Origin of the sequence: Paenibacillus sp. FSL M7-1046, from assembly GCF_038007405.1 — a bacterium.
Classification (GTDB): Bacteria; Bacillota; Bacilli; order Paenibacillales; family Paenibacillaceae; genus Paenibacillus_AQ.
This window is the reverse complement of record NZ_JBBOXB010000001.1, coordinates 4108316-4126520: the sequence shown is the minus strand read 5'-3', so window position 1 is coordinate 4126520 and position 18205 is coordinate 4108316. Positions and strand designations below refer to the sequence as shown.

Below are 18205 nucleotides of genomic sequence, written 5' to 3'. Positions count from 1 at the left end.
TCTTATTACAAATAAAGTTCCCTATACAAAAGGGGGCCGTGCCATAAGCCATTGTATGACTTGTGCCACAACCCCCTCTGTTTCAGTTATAAAAGAGAGCTTTGCTTGCCTTAAGCGAATGCTTTAGCAACAAAATGCCCCTTGGATACTTCTACAAGCTCAAAATCGGCGTCATTGCTCTTCTCGTTAGCCGAGTAAATCGGGCTGCCAAGCTCATCATGCAGATGAATACGTTTCTTGTTGACTTCAATTTCCGGATCGGGAACTGGAATCGCCGACAACAGCGATTTCGTGTACGGGTGAAGCGGGTTCGCATAAAGCTCTTCGCTTTCTGCAAGCTCAACCATTTTACCCAGGTACATTACCGCCACACGGTCACTGATGTGCTTAACCATGGACAAATCATGCGCGATAAAGAGATAAGTAAGTCCAAGACGGTCCTGCAGTTCTTTGAGCAGGTTGACAACCTGTGCCTGAATGGACACGTCAAGTGCGGAAATCGGCTCGTCGCAGACGATAAACTTAGGGTTTACCGCAAGTGAGCGGGCAATCCCGATACGCTGGCGTTGGCCGCCGGAGAATTCATGCGGATAGCGGGTAGCATGGTCATGGTTAAGTCCAACCATATCCAGCAGCTCTTCAATCCGTTTCTTGCGTTCTGCACGGCTTCCGGCCATCCCATGGATGTCCAGTGCTTCCCCGATAATATCGGACACCGTTAGACGCGGGTTAAGTGAAGCATACGGATCCTGAAAAATCATCTGCATGTCACGGCGCAGCGCCTTCATTTTGCCCGCGGATAATTTATAAATATCAGTGCCATTATACTTTACGCTTCCTGCAGTCGGTTCATACAAACGAAGAACCGTACGGCCGGCAGTAGTCTTTCCGCATCCGGATTCCCCAACCATACCCAGGGTTTCACCCTCGCGGATCGAGAAATTAATATTATCAACAGCCTTAAGAACTTTACCTTTGCCTACATTAAAATATTTCTTAAGACCTTCAACTTCAATCAGGTTCTTACTCAAACGAACTGCACCTCCTTGGCCATCGAATGCAGATTCCAGCAACGCGCCATATGCGTTTCGCTGAACTCTGTTGCACCGGGATCGATTTGTTCGCAGACATGCATTGCTTCACTGCAACGCGCTGTGAACGGACAGCCGATCGGCGGCTTAATCAGATCCGGGGGAGTCCCGATGATCGGAATCAAAGGCTCACCCTTCTTTTGGTCCAGACGCGGCATCGACCGCAGCAACCCTCGGGTATACGGATGCTGTGGATTCTTAAAGATTTCCCATCTGGTACCTGTTTCCACCACTTCACCAGCATACATAACGATGACCCGGTCACACATGCCTGCAACTACGCCGAGATCATGAGTGATCAGGATGATGGAGGTCCCCAGTTTTTGCTGCATCTCTTTCATAACATCCATGATTTGCGCTTGAATCGTAACGTCAAGCGCCGTTGTCGGCTCATCTGCAATCAGCAGAGCCGGGCGGCAGGCCAGTGCAATGGCGATCATTACACGTTGGCGCATCCCGCCGGAGAATTCGTGGGGATATTGGTTAAAGCGAGCCTCCGCATTTTTGATGCCAACTAATTTCAGCATCTCAATACCTTGCTTTTTCGCTTCGGCCGCTGACATATTCTGATGTTTGATCAAAACTTCGGTTATCTGTTTGCCCACTTTGATAGTTGGGTTCAAAGAAGTCATCGGGTCTTGAAATATCATGCCAATATCTTTGCCGCGAATACTTTCCATTTGTTTCATGCTTTTGTTCAGCAGATTCTGTCCTTGAAAAATAATCTCGCCCTGTTTCACTTTGGAGGGCGGTGTAGGGATGAGCCGCATAATCGACTGCGCCGTAACGCTCTTACCACTGCCGGACTCACCGACAATGGCTACCGTTTCACCTTTGCCTACTTCAAAATTCATACCGCGGACAGCTTGTACTTCTCCACCTTTTACAAAAAAGGAAACATGCAGATCTTTGACTTGCAGAATGGGTTCCATCAATGTTCACCTCCTATTTCTTCAGCTTAGGATCCAGTGCATCACGGAGTCCGTCACCAAAAATATTAAAGGACAGCATGGTCAAGCTGATAACAAGCGCAGGGAAGATCATCCGCCAAGGATAGTACATCCAGCCTGTAAGGGAGTCATTGATCATGGAACCGAGTGAAGCTACCGGTGCCTGTACGCCAAGTCCGAGGAAGCTGAGGAACGCTTCGGAGAAGATCGCGCTCGGTACGGACAACGTTACGGTAACAATAATAGGTCCCATTGCATTTGGAAGCAAATGCTTGAACAGCAGGCGTTTCCAGTCAGCACCCATAGAGCGGGAGGCCAAGATGAATTCGCGGTTTTTGAGCTGCATAATTTCGCCGCGCACAATCCAGGACATATTGATCCACCCGGTAATGGTCAAGGCAAGTATAATCGTCCACAGACTCGGTTCAAATACCACAAGCAGCATGATTACTACGAGCAGATAAGGAATCGAATATAAAATTTCGGAGAACTTATTCATTACTGTATCGATGCGTCCACCGAAGAATCCCATGATCCCACCGTAAATTACACCAAAGATTAAGTCGATCATCGCAGCGGCAAGGCCGACAATCAGCGAGATCCGGGCACCCATCCAGGTGCGGACAAATACATCGCGTCCAAAATCATCCGTTCCAAACAAGTGATCCAAGGATGGTTTCTTGTTTGTACTCATCAAATCATTCGAATCATAAGTATAAGGAACCAAATGCGGAGCAACAATGGCCATAATGACAATCAAGATCATAATAACCAGCGCAACCATAGCTATTTTGTTCTGGCGCAGACGCTGCCATGCATCCTGCCAAGCGGAAAGGCTTTCGCGCTGAATCACTTCCGCTTCCTTCTCATCAATGCCGATTTTACGGAAATCTTCGGGCTTCAGGTCCACATGTGGAGCAACAGTATTATTATTTGCAGCCAACGTTAATCCTCCTTTCCTCCAGCAAGTTTAATACGTGGGTCAACAGCAACATAAGCGACATCCGTAAGGAAACGTGCGACCATCAAGATTACACCATAGAATATGGTGATACCCATAATAATCGGATAGTCACGTGTGTTAATCGCTTGAACGAACTGTTTACCGATACCGCCGATACCGAAGATTTGTTCAATGACAACAGAACCGGTGATAATGTTCGCGGTCATCGGTCCCACATAAGTAATTACCGGCATAATACCGTTGCGCAACACGTGGCGGGATAAAATCGACATCCAGCTGAGACCCTTCGCCTTTGCTGTCTTGATGTAATCGGCATGAAGCACTTCAAGCATGCTGGAACGGGTAAGACGTGCAATGACTGCAATCGGCGACGCCGTCAGTGCCATAACCGGGAGGAAATAATTCATCGGTCCTTTAAAGCCCATGACAGGGAAAATTTTCCAGTGATAGGCCAGCAAATATTGCAGCAATGAAGCCACAACAAAGCTCGGTACCGCAATACCGAGAACAGCCAATATCATTGCGACATTATCGATCAATTTCCGGTGATGCAGAGCCGCAAGCATCCCTAGCCCTACACCTATAATAATCGCTACAATAATAGCCACAACCCCAAGCTTCAGTGATGAAGAGAAGGTTTGTGAAATAATATCTGTTACTTCCTGGTTAAGCATTTTCATTGAAATGCCCAGGTCACCTTTAATAATATTCTTCAAATAAATTACGTACTGCTCAAAGACGGGCTTGTCCAAATTATACTGCGCGTATAGACGCTGCAAAATTTGTTCAGGAATTTTCTTTTCTGCTGTGAATGGATCTCCGGGAATCGCCTTCATTAGGAAAAAGGTCGCAGATATCAATACAAACAGGGAAATAATCATGTGGAGAAATCTGTTGAAAATATAACGAACCATGCCCGCCATCACCTCCTTCGACAATATTTTTACTTACCTATTCTAAGGAAAAAATACTCATTTGTCCATTTAATCAAATTGTTATTTTTTCCAAATAATCTCATTTACTATCCCATACAAAAAAAAGGGATATATATGGAGTTCCACATATATATCCCGAAGTAATATAAAAACCTTCAGATATTATATTACTATATTTTGTTGCAAGCATTACTCTTAGTGTTCGAGCAAGTAAGCGCGGCTCAGGTCGACTGCACCGCTGAAGTCAAGAGTTACACCTTTAAGGTACTCTTTAGTCAACGAGTTGTTTGTGTAGTAATAGATCGGAATCAGAATCATATCATCCATAATCATTTTTTCTGCAGCAGCAAACTTCTCTTGACGAACAGCATTGTCTGAAGATTTTTTAGCTTCGTTGATCAGTTTGTCATACGCTGGGTTGGAGTAACCAGTATCATTGTTACCGCCGCCAGTTACCCACATATCAAGGTAAGTCATTGGATCATTGAAGTCCGCGGACCAGCCGGCACGTGCTACTTGATAGTTCAGGTTGTGTTTGTCTTCGATGAAGACGCCCCACTCTTTGTTTGCAAGCTTAACATCAACGCCGAGGTTCTTTTTCCACATATCAGCTACGGCTACAGCGATCTTTTGGTGGCCTTCACTTGTGTTGTAAGTAAGAGTGAAGCTCAGTTTATCCAAGCCTTCTTCTTTCAGACCTTCAGCAAGCAATGCTTTTGCGCCTTCAATATCTTCGCCGAAATACTGGGAATCAGCTACTTGTGTACGGAATTCTTGCTCATTGCTTTGGATACCAGGAGGTACGAAACCAAATGCTGGCAGTTGTCCACCCAGTGTGATGTTATCGATGATTGGCTGACGGTTGATACTCATAGCCAAGGCTTTACGGATTTTAGCATTTGTGAAAGGTTTTTCAGTTACATTGAACTGGTAGTAGTAAACGCTGGAAATACCTTTTCTTGCAAATTCTTTAGGGAATTCTTTTTCAACGATTGGCAGTTGCTCGGTTGGAATTTCACCAATTGGACCGCCAGCACGGTCAAGTTCGCCGTTTTTGTAACTCAAGAGTTCAGTTGCACCACTGTTTACGATGGAGAAGTTGATGCCTGCTGCTTTAATTTGATCTGCAGCATAGTACGATGGGTTCTTAGTTACAGCCAAAGATTGGCCAGTTGTCCACTCAGTCAAAGTGAAAGGTCCGTTAGTAATTTGGCTTTCAACCTTAGTTGCCCATTTTGGATCATTTGCAACGGAACTATGCACTGGGTAGTACGTATAGAAAGACAACAGACCCAAGAAATATGGTGTAGGGTTGTTCAATGTCACTTCAAGTGTTTTATCGTCAACTACTTTAATGCCAACTTGACTGAAGTCAGTGATTTTGCCACCGAAATAATCTTCAGCACCTTTGATGTAGAACAATTGGTATGCATATGGAGCAGCGTCTGTAGCATTTGGATCCAGGACGCGCTGCCAAGCAAAGGCGAAGTCTTTAGCTGTTACAGGGTCGCCGTTGCTCCATTTTGCATCACGAAGTTTGAAAGTATACACCAGGCCGTCAGGGGAGATTTCCCAGGACTCAGCAATACCTTCTTCAGCTTGCCCAGTTTCTGCATTTTGACGGGTAAGTCCTTCATACAACAATTTCAGGATAGCATTGGATGTGCTGTCTTGAGCTTGTTGCGGGTCAAATGTAGGAGGCTCGGAGCTCAGGTTGATCTTAAGCGTTTGGTCAGCAGCTAACTTCTCATCGCCAGTTGCGTTTCCTGTGTTCTTGTTACCTGCGTTGTCAGCCGGCGCATTGGTCGGGCTGGCATTTTTGCCATTGTTTGCATTGTTTCCGCCGCAGCCAGCAAGCACTGTGCCGATGACTAAAACTAATGCAATCATGAGCAATAGACTTTTACTCTTCTTCATCTAGCAGTTCCCCCTAAATAGAATGTGGTATATGGTTTATGATTATACAACCAGTGGTCAAAAAAATCTAGAGCAATGTTTTCTGAAAAACCGTTTTTTTTTAAAACTTAAAAGATTTGTGACATTGACGCTTCACCGAAGCAGTGGAACGTTACATCGCTTGTGATATGTATTGAATGAGGCCTACGACCAAAAACAGAATGTAACTAACGGTCATAAAAAAGAAAGTAAGCCGCCATACTGCCCGAAGTAACCGTTTTCCATCCACTTTTCCTTTTAAGCGATTTTGAGCCCCTCCAATCAATCCGGTGGATATTAATACAATAAGTAGTATAAGATAGAAGCCCCAACCCGAATCAAATATAATATTAAATAAGGCCGATACGGAAAGTAATAAAAATAATGTAGTCACGTCCATTGCCAGCAAAAAAGTGCTTTTCTTTTCTTTTTTGAGGCCTATTCCCGCAAAATAGACGATTAAAAAAGGAACAATCGGAATAACGCTTATAGTAATGAACGAATTCCGCAGAAATTCCAAACAGCCTCACCTCTCCCTCACAAGCATGCCTTCTACCATCCGGCAAATCCAGCGGTGTTGTGGAGCATCGATGCCACTCCGCTCCGCCATATCCACAATGCTCCCATTAATCCAGCGTATTTCCGTTGCTCTTGAGGACAACACATCGGCAAGCATCGATGAAATATTGCCGGCTGTTGCCCGGCAAACCTCCATTATGCCTTCCCAGGCGTTACTCTCAAGAGCAATACCGCAGGCTTCATATACGGCAATCGCTTCCTCATACAGCTCCTTCATCAAATGTATGCGCTGCTCGGCAGCGAGCAATTCACCGTTCGGTACGCGCCAGATCGCTGTAAGAGGATTGATCACAGCATTGATTAGAAGCTTCCGGTAAATCATGGTATCCACTTCTTTCGACATAGAGGCGGAGAATCCTGCTGCTGTGAGCGTTTCAATGAAACTAATTAGCGAGGATGGACCATGAGTAGTATTGCTGTCGCCAACCTTCCCTATACATATTTCTCCTCTCCCTGCATGAACAACCTCGGTTAATGTTTTTCTTTTGGCTGCCTCAGTGGTTACCGCTGCCCAAACTGCTGCTTGTGGCAGCAGCTCCTGCAGCAGCTCCAAATGGCCATAACCATTCTGAAAACACACCGCCTGAATCTTGCTCTGCTTAAGTGGAAGCAGTATCTGCGGGAATTCATTATGGAGTGCGTTCTGTTTGACCATGATTGCCATCCAATCCCCCGGATCGTGCAGATAAACTTCGGCAAATGTGTTCACAGATGCTGACTTAAACTTGTCGGGCGGAAGAAAAACCGGGGGTTGGCCATCCTCATAGCTTATTGTAATACCGCTCTCCTCCAGCGCCCTGCTCTGTTCTTCACTTCGGCACCAGAGTCTGACCTCGGCTCCGGCGCCGATAAGTTTTCCTGCCAGCAGCAAACCAAGTGATCCCGCGCCAATAATATCAATTTTCACGCCGCGCCTCCGCACCCTTCCAATAATTTCCCTCATTATATCCGCAGGCTCCCGCAAATGCAAAAAACAAAAAACCGCAAACACTGTGCCCGAAGGCAGCTTTGTTTGCGGGTCATACCGTTGCTTAACCTTTATTCCATACGTTCGAGATTGCCATTGGCATCCATTTTGAACCGAGTCTTCATTTCCTCTTCTTCTTCATTAAGGAAGGCAAGTCTGCGGGCACGGTCCATAATCTGAATCAGTGCCTTGTAATCATCGTTTACCACACGGTAATCACTTTGGGCGAGGTTAACTTCCTTTGATAACCGCTCATTTTCCACCCTGAGCTCGGATAATTCATCTTCCTTCTCCCGCAGATCTCTTTCCAGCATCTTCAGCTGGCGTCCCGCCTCCTGAAAGGTTCCTTTCCACTGTCTGAGGAAACGGATAACCGCATCAATGGATAACGAATTTTCGTTCAAGCCTTCGCTTCGTCCATATTCTTCTTCAATGTCCCCGAGAATCAATCCTGCTACCTGTGCTCCCCTGTTCATCGGCTGTTTTTTCAAATAGCTCCGCTTCTGGCGCTGGCCTTTGGCGATGCCAATTGCATCCTCATAGCTTTTGCGGACACAACTGTTCCAGCGAAATCCGCATGCCGCCGAGGTCCTGCCGATTTTTTCTCCCACCTCTTCAAAAGCAGCGAGTTGCGTACTGCCTTCCCGGATATGACGCAGCGTTATTTCTGCCAAAATCAAATCATCTTCAGCACTCCAAGCATCTTGTCTAACGGCTGTCATAAAGCCTAACCCTCCTAACAACATCATGAAATAACCATCTTCATAACCGGCAGCTCCGCCGGGTAGTGAATAGGATAAAAGCTGCTTACTCCATTTCTATGCCTCTGATAGAGTTCATAGAATCTATTTGATACTAAATTGTATTTCCATTTTGCTTAAACATCATACGCACATTGCTATAATTTCTAATTTCTCTTGCTAAACACATATGTCAATGTCAAAAATTATATTAATTTAAAAAACAAAGGTTTTTTTCAATGAATTCGTTTACAGTCTTTTGTCCAGGAGGTATAATTAATCCAAAGAAGTCATATTCGGGAATCATTCTAAGAAGGGGGACACTCTCTTGGACCGCATGTTTCGCGTATTGGGGTTTTTCACGCTCGTAATCGGGCTGATGGCTTTTGCCGGGGATTTCACCGAGATGGCCTTACTCTTCTTCTTGCAAACCGCCTTTTTTGTAATACTTGGCTATCTGAAGTTTACAGAAAAGACCTACATCATGTTGTTCTGGGGATACATGATTGTTACATTTACCGGCTTCAGCTACTGGACGATCTTTCAGATGGGGTTGCCGCTATAATGGCTATTGGCCAATCAAACGGAAGTCAAATCCTTAGAAATAAGGACGACTTCCGTTTTTTGTTTGTCTTTTTGTAGGCCGGGAGGTGGAAAACAGGGTATGATATTTTAGCAGGACAAAACATATTAATAGTACATACCTATTCTATTTTGCCAAAGGTGGTGGTGTAGTGCTTTCCCGCAATATTTTAAGCCGAAGGTTCGCCTTCCTGCTCATTCTGCTTCTCTGCACGATGCTGCCGCTGACCTCCGCGGCCTCGCTTTCCATGGGCTCTAGTGCTGCCGCCGTCTCCTCTCCTCCTGATTTTCCCGATAACGAAGAGACCCGCAGGCTGCTGGAGCAGACGTTGTCCTCTGCTGAAATCGAACGTGAGATCCTTAGAATTACCGCGGAGCAAAAGGTTCTCGAGAAGAAGGTTTCGCTCCTCAGTAAACAAGCAGCAGAAAAAGAAGCAGCTATCGCGGATCAACAAGAACGTGCCGGAGCTGTCATTCGTTCTTATTATATGGGGGACAGAGATAGTCTGCTGGCTGCTCTGCTCTCCGCTAAAAGTATCAGCCGGATGCTTGCCCTGTACGATTATTACGAGATTATTATTGGGCAGGACCGCGATATCCTTGATCAGTATGAAGAGCAGTACAAAGATATGAAATCCACGATAACAGCTTCGCTGCGCAGCAGCAAGGAGCTTGAGGAGCTTAAAACGGCTCTTACCGAACAAAAAACGCGGGTTGCCGCGTTAAATGAGGAGATTGAAGGAGGAATCAGTGCCAGCAGCGATCCGGAGAGCATGAGCGCGCTGCTGAACGAATTTACGAGGTATTGGGAGAACATTGGTATCCATGAAGTGAAAACCTATTTCAAGGCTTTGTCATCGGCTATGAATCATCTGCCGCAATTTGTCCAGAGCAAAAGCGGGATGCTGACCCGTAAAGGAATGACCTATACCCTTGCGCTGAAGGAAGAGGATCTTAATACCTTTCTGATCTCACAAAATGAGCTGTTTAAGGATTTCGCTTTTCATTTCAACAAGGGGCAGGTGACTGCTTCGGGAACCAGCGGCGGCTTGACGCTTACCCTGACCGGTCATTACACGATTGAAAACGAGCCGGTTAACGGGCTCATGTTCCATGTCGACAATGTAGTATTTAATGGCCTGGAGCTGCCTGATTCCACCCGCCAGTCACTGGAGGAAGAATTCGATCTAGGGTTTTATCCGGAGAAAATCGTCTCACTTTTGCATGCGACTGAAGTAGAGAGCAAAGAAGGCGTGCTTTATGTAAAGCTCTCCATCTCATTTTGAGGTTGCTGCCAGCGCTTCCTGGTATCCTGCGGCATCCAGCTTACCGGTGAGCAGCATTGCCACCGCCGTGGAGAGCTCACTCCAGCTGCCAACCGGTCTTTCCTCGGTGATGGCTTCGTCTGTCAGCAGCACCCCGGAGTCAAAAGGAAGCCTATCCATCTCCGGAAGTCCCGAACGGTAAAGCTCATCCAGCGCAGGCAGACGCCCCGTGTTCTCCAGCCATTCCAGCTGCGCGGAGCTTGAGGTAATATAGGCGAGCCATTTCACCGCCGCCTCCGGGTTGCTCGACTCTGCAGGAAGAGCGAAGAAACGGCTGTACATTGCCTCATAGCCTTTACTGCTCCCGCCAGGCAGCAGCACTTCCACAGCCAGCGATGAGTTCCCGTGCTTCTGGAATTCAGAGAGCGGAAGCGCAGCAACGGCGACCTTTCCCTCCTGTAGCATATTCCAGATCTCTTTATTATACCGGCTAGTCAGGTAGAAGGAGCTGCGGGCGTTCTGGGTCCACTCCAACATTGCCGCATTCTCTGAAGTCAGGCTGGCCCCCATACTTTCCAGGACCGCAGAGTAACCATAGGGATTACGGGTATCCATAGCCAGGATATATTGTTCCTGATCCTGTTTTTCTCGGAGATGCTTCAGCAGCCCGCTCCACTGCTCCAGACTTTTCGGCGCTTCCGAAAGGCCCAATTCGGCAAGGCGCGCCGGAGAATACACCAGTACGTAAGGATCAATATCGAGCGGAACTCCCCAATCATATCCATTCCACTGCATTTGCGGAATCAGCAGGGTCAGCGGGGCGCTGCCGGGAACGCTCTGGTAGACATCCACCGGTAGTAAATATCCCCGGGTAGCCAGATCGGAAATATTGCGGCCATCGGTCATCACAATATCCGGACTGTCGCCTGTAGTCAGGTCCTGCTTCAGCACTTCAGCCGATTCCTCGCTGTCCACATTGCTCAGTACGACTTCAATCCCGCTCGACAACGTATAGTTCCTGCTGATCCGTTCCAGCTCACGCAGCTCTTCGCTGCTCAGCGAAACGCGAATCCGCAGGCTTTGCACATTTCCTGTCTCTCCCGAATCCGGGCGCTCTGATTGATCGAGCGGCAACTTCTGCGGACGGGTGCGTTCACTGGTGTCCAGCTCCATGCTGGGTGACAAGCTTGTCAGCGCAAGCAGCAGTATCGCAAACAGCAGCCAATAGTTTTTGCGTCTCAGCATTTCTTTTCCCCTCCGGTCTAAACACTTGTCCCCCTATTTTACCAGATGATTCTTTGATTGTCTGTGTTAGCTGAAAACGTTCTCTTTCTATTATATAGGTGTGAACGGTGGAGGCCTCAAGACACTTGCGATATAATGTTGCATTACAAGAAAGATTTGGACTTCCGATCGCTGTTATCCTCAGATTTCCTGATTCTATATAAGTTGAACATTAAATTTACCGATCCGGCATAGAACGCAACTGCGGTGAATGTTTGGACTTCCGGCCGCTGTTGTCTACAGATTTCTTGATTTATACCGCTCTTAGCGGTTGAAATCCGTAGACAAAGGCGGTCGCTATCGCTCCTACAGTTCCAAACTTCCCCTCCGCTGCTTTTGCCTCTAGGTAGTTCTTTAACTTATATAATTCCGCCTGCAGCGGAAGAAATCCGAGGATAAAGGCGAACGCTAGCGCTTCTCCAGTTCCAAACTTTCTCTCCATTCCATTATCGCGTATAAGCTCTGAAACCTCCGCCGTTCAGGGGGCAGGCAAAAAGCCGGGAGACATTGATCTCCCGGCTTTGCGGCGTTGCTTATCATGATTTGGCTGCGCGGTGCCGGTATGTCTCGCAGCTACTTTATTTTGTCACTACAGCAGCCGGCTGACAAATGCCGGCGATTACAGTAAATCGGCGGCCAGCTGGGCCAGGCGGGAACGCTCACCTTTTTCCAGTGTGATATGACCGCTGATCCCTTCCTGCTTAAACTTCTCGACAATATAGCTGAGCCCGTTGCTCGCTGCGTCGAGATAAGGATGGTCGATCTGCTCCGGGTCGCCCATAAGAATAACCTTGCTGCCTTCCCCGGCTCTGGAGACGATGGTCTTCACCTCGTGGCGGGAAAGGTTCTGGGCTTCATCAATAATGATGAACTGCGAAGGAATGGAACGTCCGCGGATATAGGTGAGTGCCTCCACCTGGATGCTGCCGAGGCCCATAAGTATTTTATCAATATCCCCGGACTTCTTCGTATCAAACAGAAATTCCAAATTATCATAAATCGGCTGCATCCACGGACGCAGCTTCTCATCCTTCTCCCCGGGCAAATATCCGATATCTTTACCCATCGGCACAACCGGCCGGGCGATGAGCAGCTTCTTGTAGCGGTGCTCATCCTCCACCTTGAACAATCCGGCAGCAAGCGCCAGCAGCGTTTTGCCCGTTCCTGCCTTGCCGGTAATAGTTACCAGCGGGATGTCATCGTTCAACAGCAGCTCCAGCGCCATCCGCTGCTGGGCATTACGGGCACTGATACCCCACACCGCATCATTGCCCAAATAGAGCGGTTCAAGGCGTGTGGCGTCGCTGTTCACTTTGAGCAGAGCAGATTTGCCGCTGCCGATCTCATCCTTCAGAATTACAAATTCATGCGGGTAGAGCGCATAGGACAGGGGCAGTTGTTTGACGGACAGGAAACGGTGGCTGTAATATTCATCAATCAGCGAAGGATGGACCATCAGTGACTGGTAGCCGGTATACAGCTCGTTCAGATCACCTGTACGGTCAGATAAATAATCCTCCGGTGTAATGCCAAGCACATCCGCTTTGATGCGGACAAGTACATCTTTACTTACGAGTACCACAGGGCGTGGTTCAGCTTTCTCGTTCTCCTCATGAAGATAATTGAGCGCTACAGCCAATATCCGGTTGTCGTTGGATACCTCACCGAACATTTCCTGTACCTTTACGAAGCTGCGGTGGTTAAGCTCCACCTTCAGCATGCCTCCATGTTCCAGAACCACACCGCTATGCAGGTGGCCCAGTTCCCGGAGTCCGTCTAACAATCGTGACACGGTGCGGGCGTTGCGGCCGATTTCATCGGCATTACGCTTCTTGGAGTCGATCTCTTCCAGAACCACGGCCGGAATGACTACTTCATGCTCCTTGAAAGCAAAGATCGAATTGGGGTCGTGCAAAAGCACGTTGGTGTCTAGTACAAATATCTTTTTCATGCTATCCCCTCCACAGCGCCTGGTTTGATTGATCATACATAACTCTTTTCAGCAAGGGCAAGATAAAGTAAAGAACTGATTTCTGACTGAAAGGAGTAAGCACATATGAGAAAATCAATGTGTCTGTTGCTGGTACTGCTGCTGCTGACAAGCTGCGGTATCGCTAATAAAGAGACATCACCCTCTCCTCAGGATAAACAATCGGCCAAGGCTTTAAGCAGCCAGGGAAACCGCGAGGTACGGTCATTGTCTAATGATGGTAATATGGCCCCTTACGCTGAAGCCGGACAAGCTTCTGACGGCAAGGGGGAAAGCGATGTTGCACTCAAGGATCATTTTGAACAGCTGGCCCAAAGAGTTCCAGGCGTCAACGGTGCCCACTGTGTCGTAATGAACAATGTCGCCGTGGTTGGCATTGATGTTGACGGGAAGCTGGAACGTTCGCGTGTCGGAAGCATCAAATATTCGGTGGCTGAAGCCATCCGTAAAGATCCGCGTGGCGTCAATGCCTTCGTCACTGCCGATATGGATATCTCCAACAGACTGAACGAAATGGGCCGTCATATCTCTAAGGGAAATCCGGTGTCCGGCTTCGCTGCAGAAATGGCGGATATCATCGGCCGCATCATACCGCAGCTGCCAGAGGATACCAAGCCGAAAGGCAACAATCAATAACCTGATTCTTTGGACAAAAAAAGCCTAGTGAGATCCTCACTGGGCTTTTTGCATGGCGGCAAATACTTGGCCGTCCAGCTTCTCAGCCGCACGCGCATCGTATACCTTAGCATATTTTGGAGCGGAATCCAGCTGCGCGCCATAGAACAGCGCGTTGCGTACCGCTTCAATTTCAACATCAAAACAGCACATCTTGAAGGGAACATCCGGCAGCGGATCCTGCCTCACAACAGCACGCCCATTAATAGCATGAACGGTGCCCTCGCCAAAAACTGTTACGGTTACCATTGGATTCACCTTCATGTTGTTCACAAGTCTGGAGCGGTGGTCTACCGCCAGACGCACGATAGAAGGGCTCACTGCATAAATCCAGGAAATTGCCGTAGACGTAGGGCCCCCGGATTCCGCATCAACAGTGTTAAGCAGGACAAACGTTTCCGACTGCAGCATCGATAGCAAGGTTTCATTGAGCTGAGCAACGGCTTCGGACATAAGTACAGGCCCCCTATGCGGCAAATGTGCGTTCACTTTATTATATTATAGCACACGCCCAAACTTGCATTCAATTTAGAGTTGCTTCCAGACCTTCGTTAAGGAGCAGTAGACTCTGAGGCAGCGGAGGAAACCCCGGCAATCCGGTCCTGCAGGCTTTTCTTTGCCGCTTCAAGTTCTTTATCGTTAATATATACATACGGGCTGCGCCAGGTTCCGGTCACCGGCACAAATTCAATATTCTCTTTAGATATTTTCCAATAAGTAGAAATCAAGCTTTTGATTTGTGCATTCTCAATATCGCTTTGCATGTTGTCGCCCACAGCGTCAAAAACCTTGCCTATTTTGAGCACTCCTCCAAGGGACTGCATTTGTCCAACCAGTCCGTTCAATACCTCGTTCTGGCGTTTATTGCGGTCAAAGTCATCGGAAGCCTGGGTCCTTGGACTACAGTTGGACTTGCGGTAACGCACATAATCGAGCGCCTCATCCCCATCCAGCTTGGCCGGACCCTTCTTCAGATTAATATCTGTTCCGTCCACACTGTCCGTATAGCACATGTCGGCGCTGATGTTGACATCTACTCCATCAAATTCGTCCACAATATCACGGAAGCCTTGAAAATCGAGCACGGTGACATAATCGACATCAATGTCCAGATATTTGCTCATCATCGTCTTCATCTCATCCTCAGCTAGAATGCCTGAGGTTTTCTCCTTGCTCTTGAAGCGGGGGTAAAACGCATTGATCTTGGTCTTCTTATAACCGCTCAGCTCGACGTAAGTATCCCGCGGAAGCGAGACAATCGTCGCCGAATGCGTCTTAGGATTCAGTGCAGCAACCATAATAACATCCGTGAGATTGGACGGATGCTTCGGGCGGTTGTCGGTTCCCAGCAGCAGCATAGTCAGCGGCTTAGACGAAGCAAGCTGGCTGTCCTGGACGGGCTGGTCCACTCCAAATCCTCCCTGCTCGAACTTATAGTACAGAAACCCTACGTAACCCAGCACAGCCAGGATCGCAACCAGAAGGATAATTAATAGCATTTTTCCCAAACGGGCTGCAAATCCCCGTTTCTTTGCTTTTTTCTTGCCCTGTTTTCCAGGAGCAGCCTTAACCTGCTGCCCTCTGCCCGTTTGTTGGGGTCCAGCGGGTCTCCTTGGAGGTAAACTTCCCTTGCTTGTACTCATAATAGAATAAGGTCCTTTTCATTTCGCATAGATTAGGTTGATTTATACTTACTATAGACGATTTCAAACGGTAAAAGTTGCGGTTATTGTCTTTTGGCTGCTGCAGCAGCCTTGCGCTTCTGCCGGGCCTCCACAAAATAACGGACCCGCACGAGCAGCATAAGTCCTACAGCCACCAGCAGGCACTGAATGATCGGCAGTTTGTCATGCTGAAAAATCAGCAGCATGCCTGAGCCGAGTGCCATCATCAGATAGAGCACGATTTCTTTACCAATGGGGAGCTTCTGATTCACGCGGAATACACGGTTATACACATAAGTCAGCAATATAAAAATGACAATATAGGCCACAATAGGATGCTCCGCAAACCATCTCTGCACAGCTCACCACTCCTCCCAAGGTATGTATCGCTTACATTATATCATCCCCGGGAGCTTTAATCCGCAAATAATCCCTGCAATTTAAAAGATCGCCTCACAAGTGGAAACGGCTTCGCCGTCCTCAAAAGGGCGGTATCCGTTTCAGCGAGAAATAGAAAGATAATTTATAGTGTGAAGCATATAAATTTTTATATTTAAACAAATACAAGCCGCCGGATTCAACATCCGGCGGCTTGTTCTATATCAGCTTAGGCCTGGCTGGCTTGTGCTGACTTACGCTGCTTTTCTACACGTTCACGCTCGCCCTTGTTCAGGATCTTCTTACGAAGACGAACAGATTTCGGGGTGATTTCACAATATTCGTCATCGTTCAGATACTCAAGCGCACCTTCCAGAGAGAACATCCGTGGGGTCTTCATTTTTACCGTTTCATCCTTCGTAGCAGAACGCACGTTGGTCAGTGCTTTTTCCTTACAAATGTTAACGATAATATCGTTATCACGGGTATGCTCACCGACGATCATACCTTCGTAGATTTCTGTTCCTGGCTCCAGGAACAGAATACCGCGGTCTTCTACGCCCATCATACCGTAGAACGTTGTACTTCCGGTCTCACTGGACACCAGCACGCCCTGATGACGTCCGCCAACCTGGCCGCCGATCAGTGGAGCATAGCTGTCAAAGGCATGGTTCATTACACCATAGCCGCGTGTCAGCGTCAGGAAGTGTGTATTGTAGCCAATCAGGCCGCGTGCAGGAATCAGGAATTCCAGACGAACTTGACCAGTACCGTGGTTGATCATGTTGACCATTTCGGCTTTGCGGCTGCCCAGGCTCTCCATTACGGCGCCCATGCTTTCTTCCGGAACGTCAATCATCAGACGTTCAAGCGGCTCCATCTTGGCTCCGTCGATTTCTTTGACGATAACCTCAGGCTTAGAAACCTGCATTTCATAACCTTCACGGCGCATATTCTCGATCAGGATACCGAGGTGAAGCTCACCGCGTCCGGATACGATAAAGGCGTCAGGAGAATCCGTTTCATCCACACGCAAGCTGACATCTGTTTCGAGCTCTTTGAACAGACGCTCGCGCAGCTTACGAGAAGTTACCCATTTGCCTTCTTTACCGGCAAACGGACTGTTGTTCACGAGGAACGTCATTTGCATCGTAGGCTCATCGATCTTCAGAACCGGAAGAGCTTCAGGATGCTGCGGATCGGCAATCGTCTCACCGATGTTGATATCCTTGATGCCGGCGATAGCAACGATGTCACCTGCGCCCGCTTCTTCGGTTTCTACGCGCTTGAGGCCCTGGAAGCCGAACAGCTTCTCGATCCGTGCCGTCTTGCTCTTACCGTCACGCATAATAACAGTTACGGATTGGCCTTGCTTGATAACACCGCGGTTTACACGTCCGATGGCAATACGGCCAAGGTATTCATTGTAATCCATCAGCGTAACAAGGAACTGCAGAGGTTCTTCAACTTTTTCAGTCGGAGCCGGGATATGCTCAACAATGGTTTCATACAGAGCAAGCATGTTGTCATCCTGTTTCTCAGTATCCATGCTCGATGTGCCGTTTAGTGCGGATGCATAAACTACTGGGAATTCCAGCTGATCGTCACTGGCTTCAAGCTCAATGAACAGATCCAGCACTTCATCAATAACTTCCTTCGGACGTGCAGCCGGACGGTCAATCTTGTTCACTACAACGATTGGTGTCAGGTGCTGTTCCAGCGCTTTGCGCAGAACGAACTTCGTTTGCGGCATGCAGCCTTCATAGGCGTCAACAACAAGCAGTACACCATCAACCATCTTCATGATCCGTTCCACTTCGCCGCCGAAGTCAGCATGGCCCGGGGTATCTACAATGTTGATCAAGAACTCTTTATAGGTAATTGCTGTATTTTTGGCTAGGATGGTGATTCCGCGTTCCCGCTCCAGGTCGTTCGAGTCCATAGCACGTTCTTGCAGGTGCTCATGCGCGCTAAAAATTCCTGATTGCTGCAAAAGCTGATCGACAAGTGTTGTTTTACCATGGTCAACGTGGGCAATGATCGCAATGTTGCGAATATCTTTTCTTGAATGCATGATTTGTATCCAAATCCTCTCATTTATCAAATTAAAAATGTTTAAATTTATAGCATGTCACGGCAGTCTCACAAAAGAAGCGCCTGGCAGAAAGCCGACGCTCCAACATTCCTTAATATTATAGTGAAAGCA

General features: G+C 47.8%; 18 protein-coding genes. 3 read left to right on the top strand and 15 right to left on the bottom strand.

Translation table 11 applies throughout. The annotated features are described in order from the left end of the window. Positions 1–110 precede the first annotated feature (110 nt). From NYE29_RS18105 to NYE29_RS18070, 8 genes are all read right to left on the bottom strand, one after another. Positions 111–1031, bottom strand: coding sequence for an ABC transporter ATP-binding protein (locus NYE29_RS18105; RefSeq protein WP_340896960.1), 921 nt, complete (start codon positions 1029–1031; stop codon positions 111–113). Beyond that, positions 1028–2023, bottom strand: coding sequence for an ABC transporter ATP-binding protein (locus tag NYE29_RS18100; RefSeq protein ID WP_038595381.1), 996 nt, complete (start codon positions 2021–2023; stop codon positions 1028–1030). Before NYE29_RS18100 ends, NYE29_RS18105 begins: the two co-directional genes overlap by 4 nt. 13 nt (positions 2024–2036) lie before the next feature. Continuing rightward, positions 2037–2984, bottom strand: a complete 948-nt coding sequence (locus NYE29_RS18095; protein WP_076109038.1) for an ABC transporter permease — start codon at positions 2982–2984, stop codon at positions 2037–2039. Between the two features lie 2 nt (positions 2985–2986). Then, a complete protein-coding gene (locus tag NYE29_RS18090; RefSeq protein ID WP_038595383.1) occupies positions 2987–3919 on the bottom strand; it encodes an ABC transporter permease in 933 nt (310 codons plus the stop codon). 216 nt (positions 3920–4135) lie between these two features. Beyond that, positions 4136–5857, bottom strand: coding sequence for a peptide ABC transporter substrate-binding protein (locus NYE29_RS18085; RefSeq protein ID WP_340896959.1), 1722 nt, complete (start codon positions 5855–5857; stop codon positions 4136–4138). A gap of 151 nt (positions 5858–6008) precedes the next feature. Then, entirely contained in the window at positions 6009–6395 is a 387-nt protein-coding gene (locus tag NYE29_RS18080; protein ID WP_076109036.1) for a DUF3397 domain-containing protein, read from the bottom strand. A gap of 6 nt (positions 6396–6401) precedes the next feature. Continuing rightward, positions 6402–7361 (bottom strand): ketopantoate reductase family protein, encoded by a 960-nt coding sequence (locus tag NYE29_RS18075; protein WP_340896958.1) that lies wholly within the window; start codon positions 7359–7361, stop codon positions 6402–6404. Positions 7362–7492: 131 nt separating this feature from the next. Then, positions 7493–8143 carry an RsfA family transcriptional regulator gene (locus NYE29_RS18070; RefSeq protein ID WP_038595388.1) on the bottom strand — a complete coding sequence of 217 codons (651 nt, stop codon included), beginning with the start codon at positions 8141–8143 and terminating at the stop codon, positions 7493–7495. Positions 8144–8489: 346 nt separating this feature from the next. On the opposite strand from NYE29_RS18070, the gene NYE29_RS18065 reads away from it, so the two are divergent. After that, positions 8490–8726 carry a DUF2626 family protein gene (locus NYE29_RS18065; protein ID WP_340896957.1) on the top strand — a complete coding sequence of 79 codons (237 nt, stop codon included), beginning with the start codon at positions 8490–8492 and terminating at the stop codon, positions 8724–8726. A gap of 169 nt (positions 8727–8895) precedes the next feature. Then, positions 8896–10029: a coiled-coil domain-containing protein gene (locus NYE29_RS18060; RefSeq protein ID WP_340896956.1), complete on the top strand. Its 1134-nt coding sequence runs from the start codon at positions 8896–8898 to the stop codon at positions 10027–10029. On the opposite strand, the gene NYE29_RS18055 is transcribed toward NYE29_RS18060, so the two are convergent. The 3 genes from NYE29_RS18055 to NYE29_RS18045 all read right to left on the bottom strand — a co-directional run bounded on the left by NYE29_RS18055 (position 10021) and on the right by NYE29_RS18045 (position 13243). Further along, complete coding sequence (locus NYE29_RS18055; protein WP_340896955.1) at positions 10021–11253, bottom strand: sugar ABC transporter substrate-binding protein; 1233 nt, start codon at positions 11251–11253, stop codon at positions 10021–10023. The two genes, NYE29_RS18060 and NYE29_RS18055, sit on opposite strands and share 9 nt — an antisense overlap. A 292-nt stretch (positions 11254–11545) precedes the next feature. Next, positions 11546–11734, bottom strand: coding sequence for a hypothetical protein (locus tag NYE29_RS18050; RefSeq protein WP_340896954.1), 189 nt, complete (start codon positions 11732–11734; stop codon positions 11546–11548). A 177-nt stretch (positions 11735–11911) separates the two neighbouring features. Continuing rightward, positions 11912–13243 (bottom strand): PhoH family protein, encoded by a 1332-nt coding sequence (locus NYE29_RS18045; RefSeq protein ID WP_076109033.1) that lies wholly within the window; start codon positions 13241–13243, stop codon positions 11912–11914. A 105-nt stretch (positions 13244–13348) separates the two neighbouring features. Between NYE29_RS18045 and NYE29_RS18040 the strand changes: the two genes are divergently transcribed. After that, entirely contained in the window at positions 13349–13918 is a 570-nt protein-coding gene (locus NYE29_RS18040) for a YhcN/YlaJ family sporulation lipoprotein (protein WP_076109032.1), read from the top strand. Positions 13919–13954: 36 nt separating this feature from the next. Here the strand turns inward: NYE29_RS18040 and NYE29_RS18035 are convergent, their stop codons facing one another. The 4 genes from NYE29_RS18035 to typA form a co-directional block, all read right to left on the bottom strand. Next, positions 13955–14410, bottom strand: a complete 456-nt coding sequence (locus tag NYE29_RS18035) for a pyridoxamine 5'-phosphate oxidase family protein (RefSeq protein ID WP_340896953.1) — start codon at positions 14408–14410, stop codon at positions 13955–13957. 98 nt (positions 14411–14508) lie between these two features. Continuing rightward, positions 14509–15600: an LCP family protein gene (locus NYE29_RS18030; protein WP_438492342.1), complete on the bottom strand. Its 1092-nt coding sequence runs from the start codon at positions 15598–15600 to the stop codon at positions 14509–14511. An 83-nt stretch (positions 15601–15683) separates the two neighbouring features. Next, entirely contained in the window at positions 15684–15980 is a 297-nt protein-coding gene (locus NYE29_RS18025) for a YlaH-like family protein (protein WP_038595398.1), read from the bottom strand. A gap of 248 nt (positions 15981–16228) precedes the next feature. Next, the gene (typA, locus tag NYE29_RS18020; protein ID WP_038595399.1) at positions 16229–18073 is read right to left on the bottom strand and encodes a translational GTPase TypA; all 1845 of its coding nucleotides are present in this window, start codon (positions 18071–18073) and stop codon (positions 16229–16231) included. Positions 18074–18205: the final 132 nt, after the last annotated feature.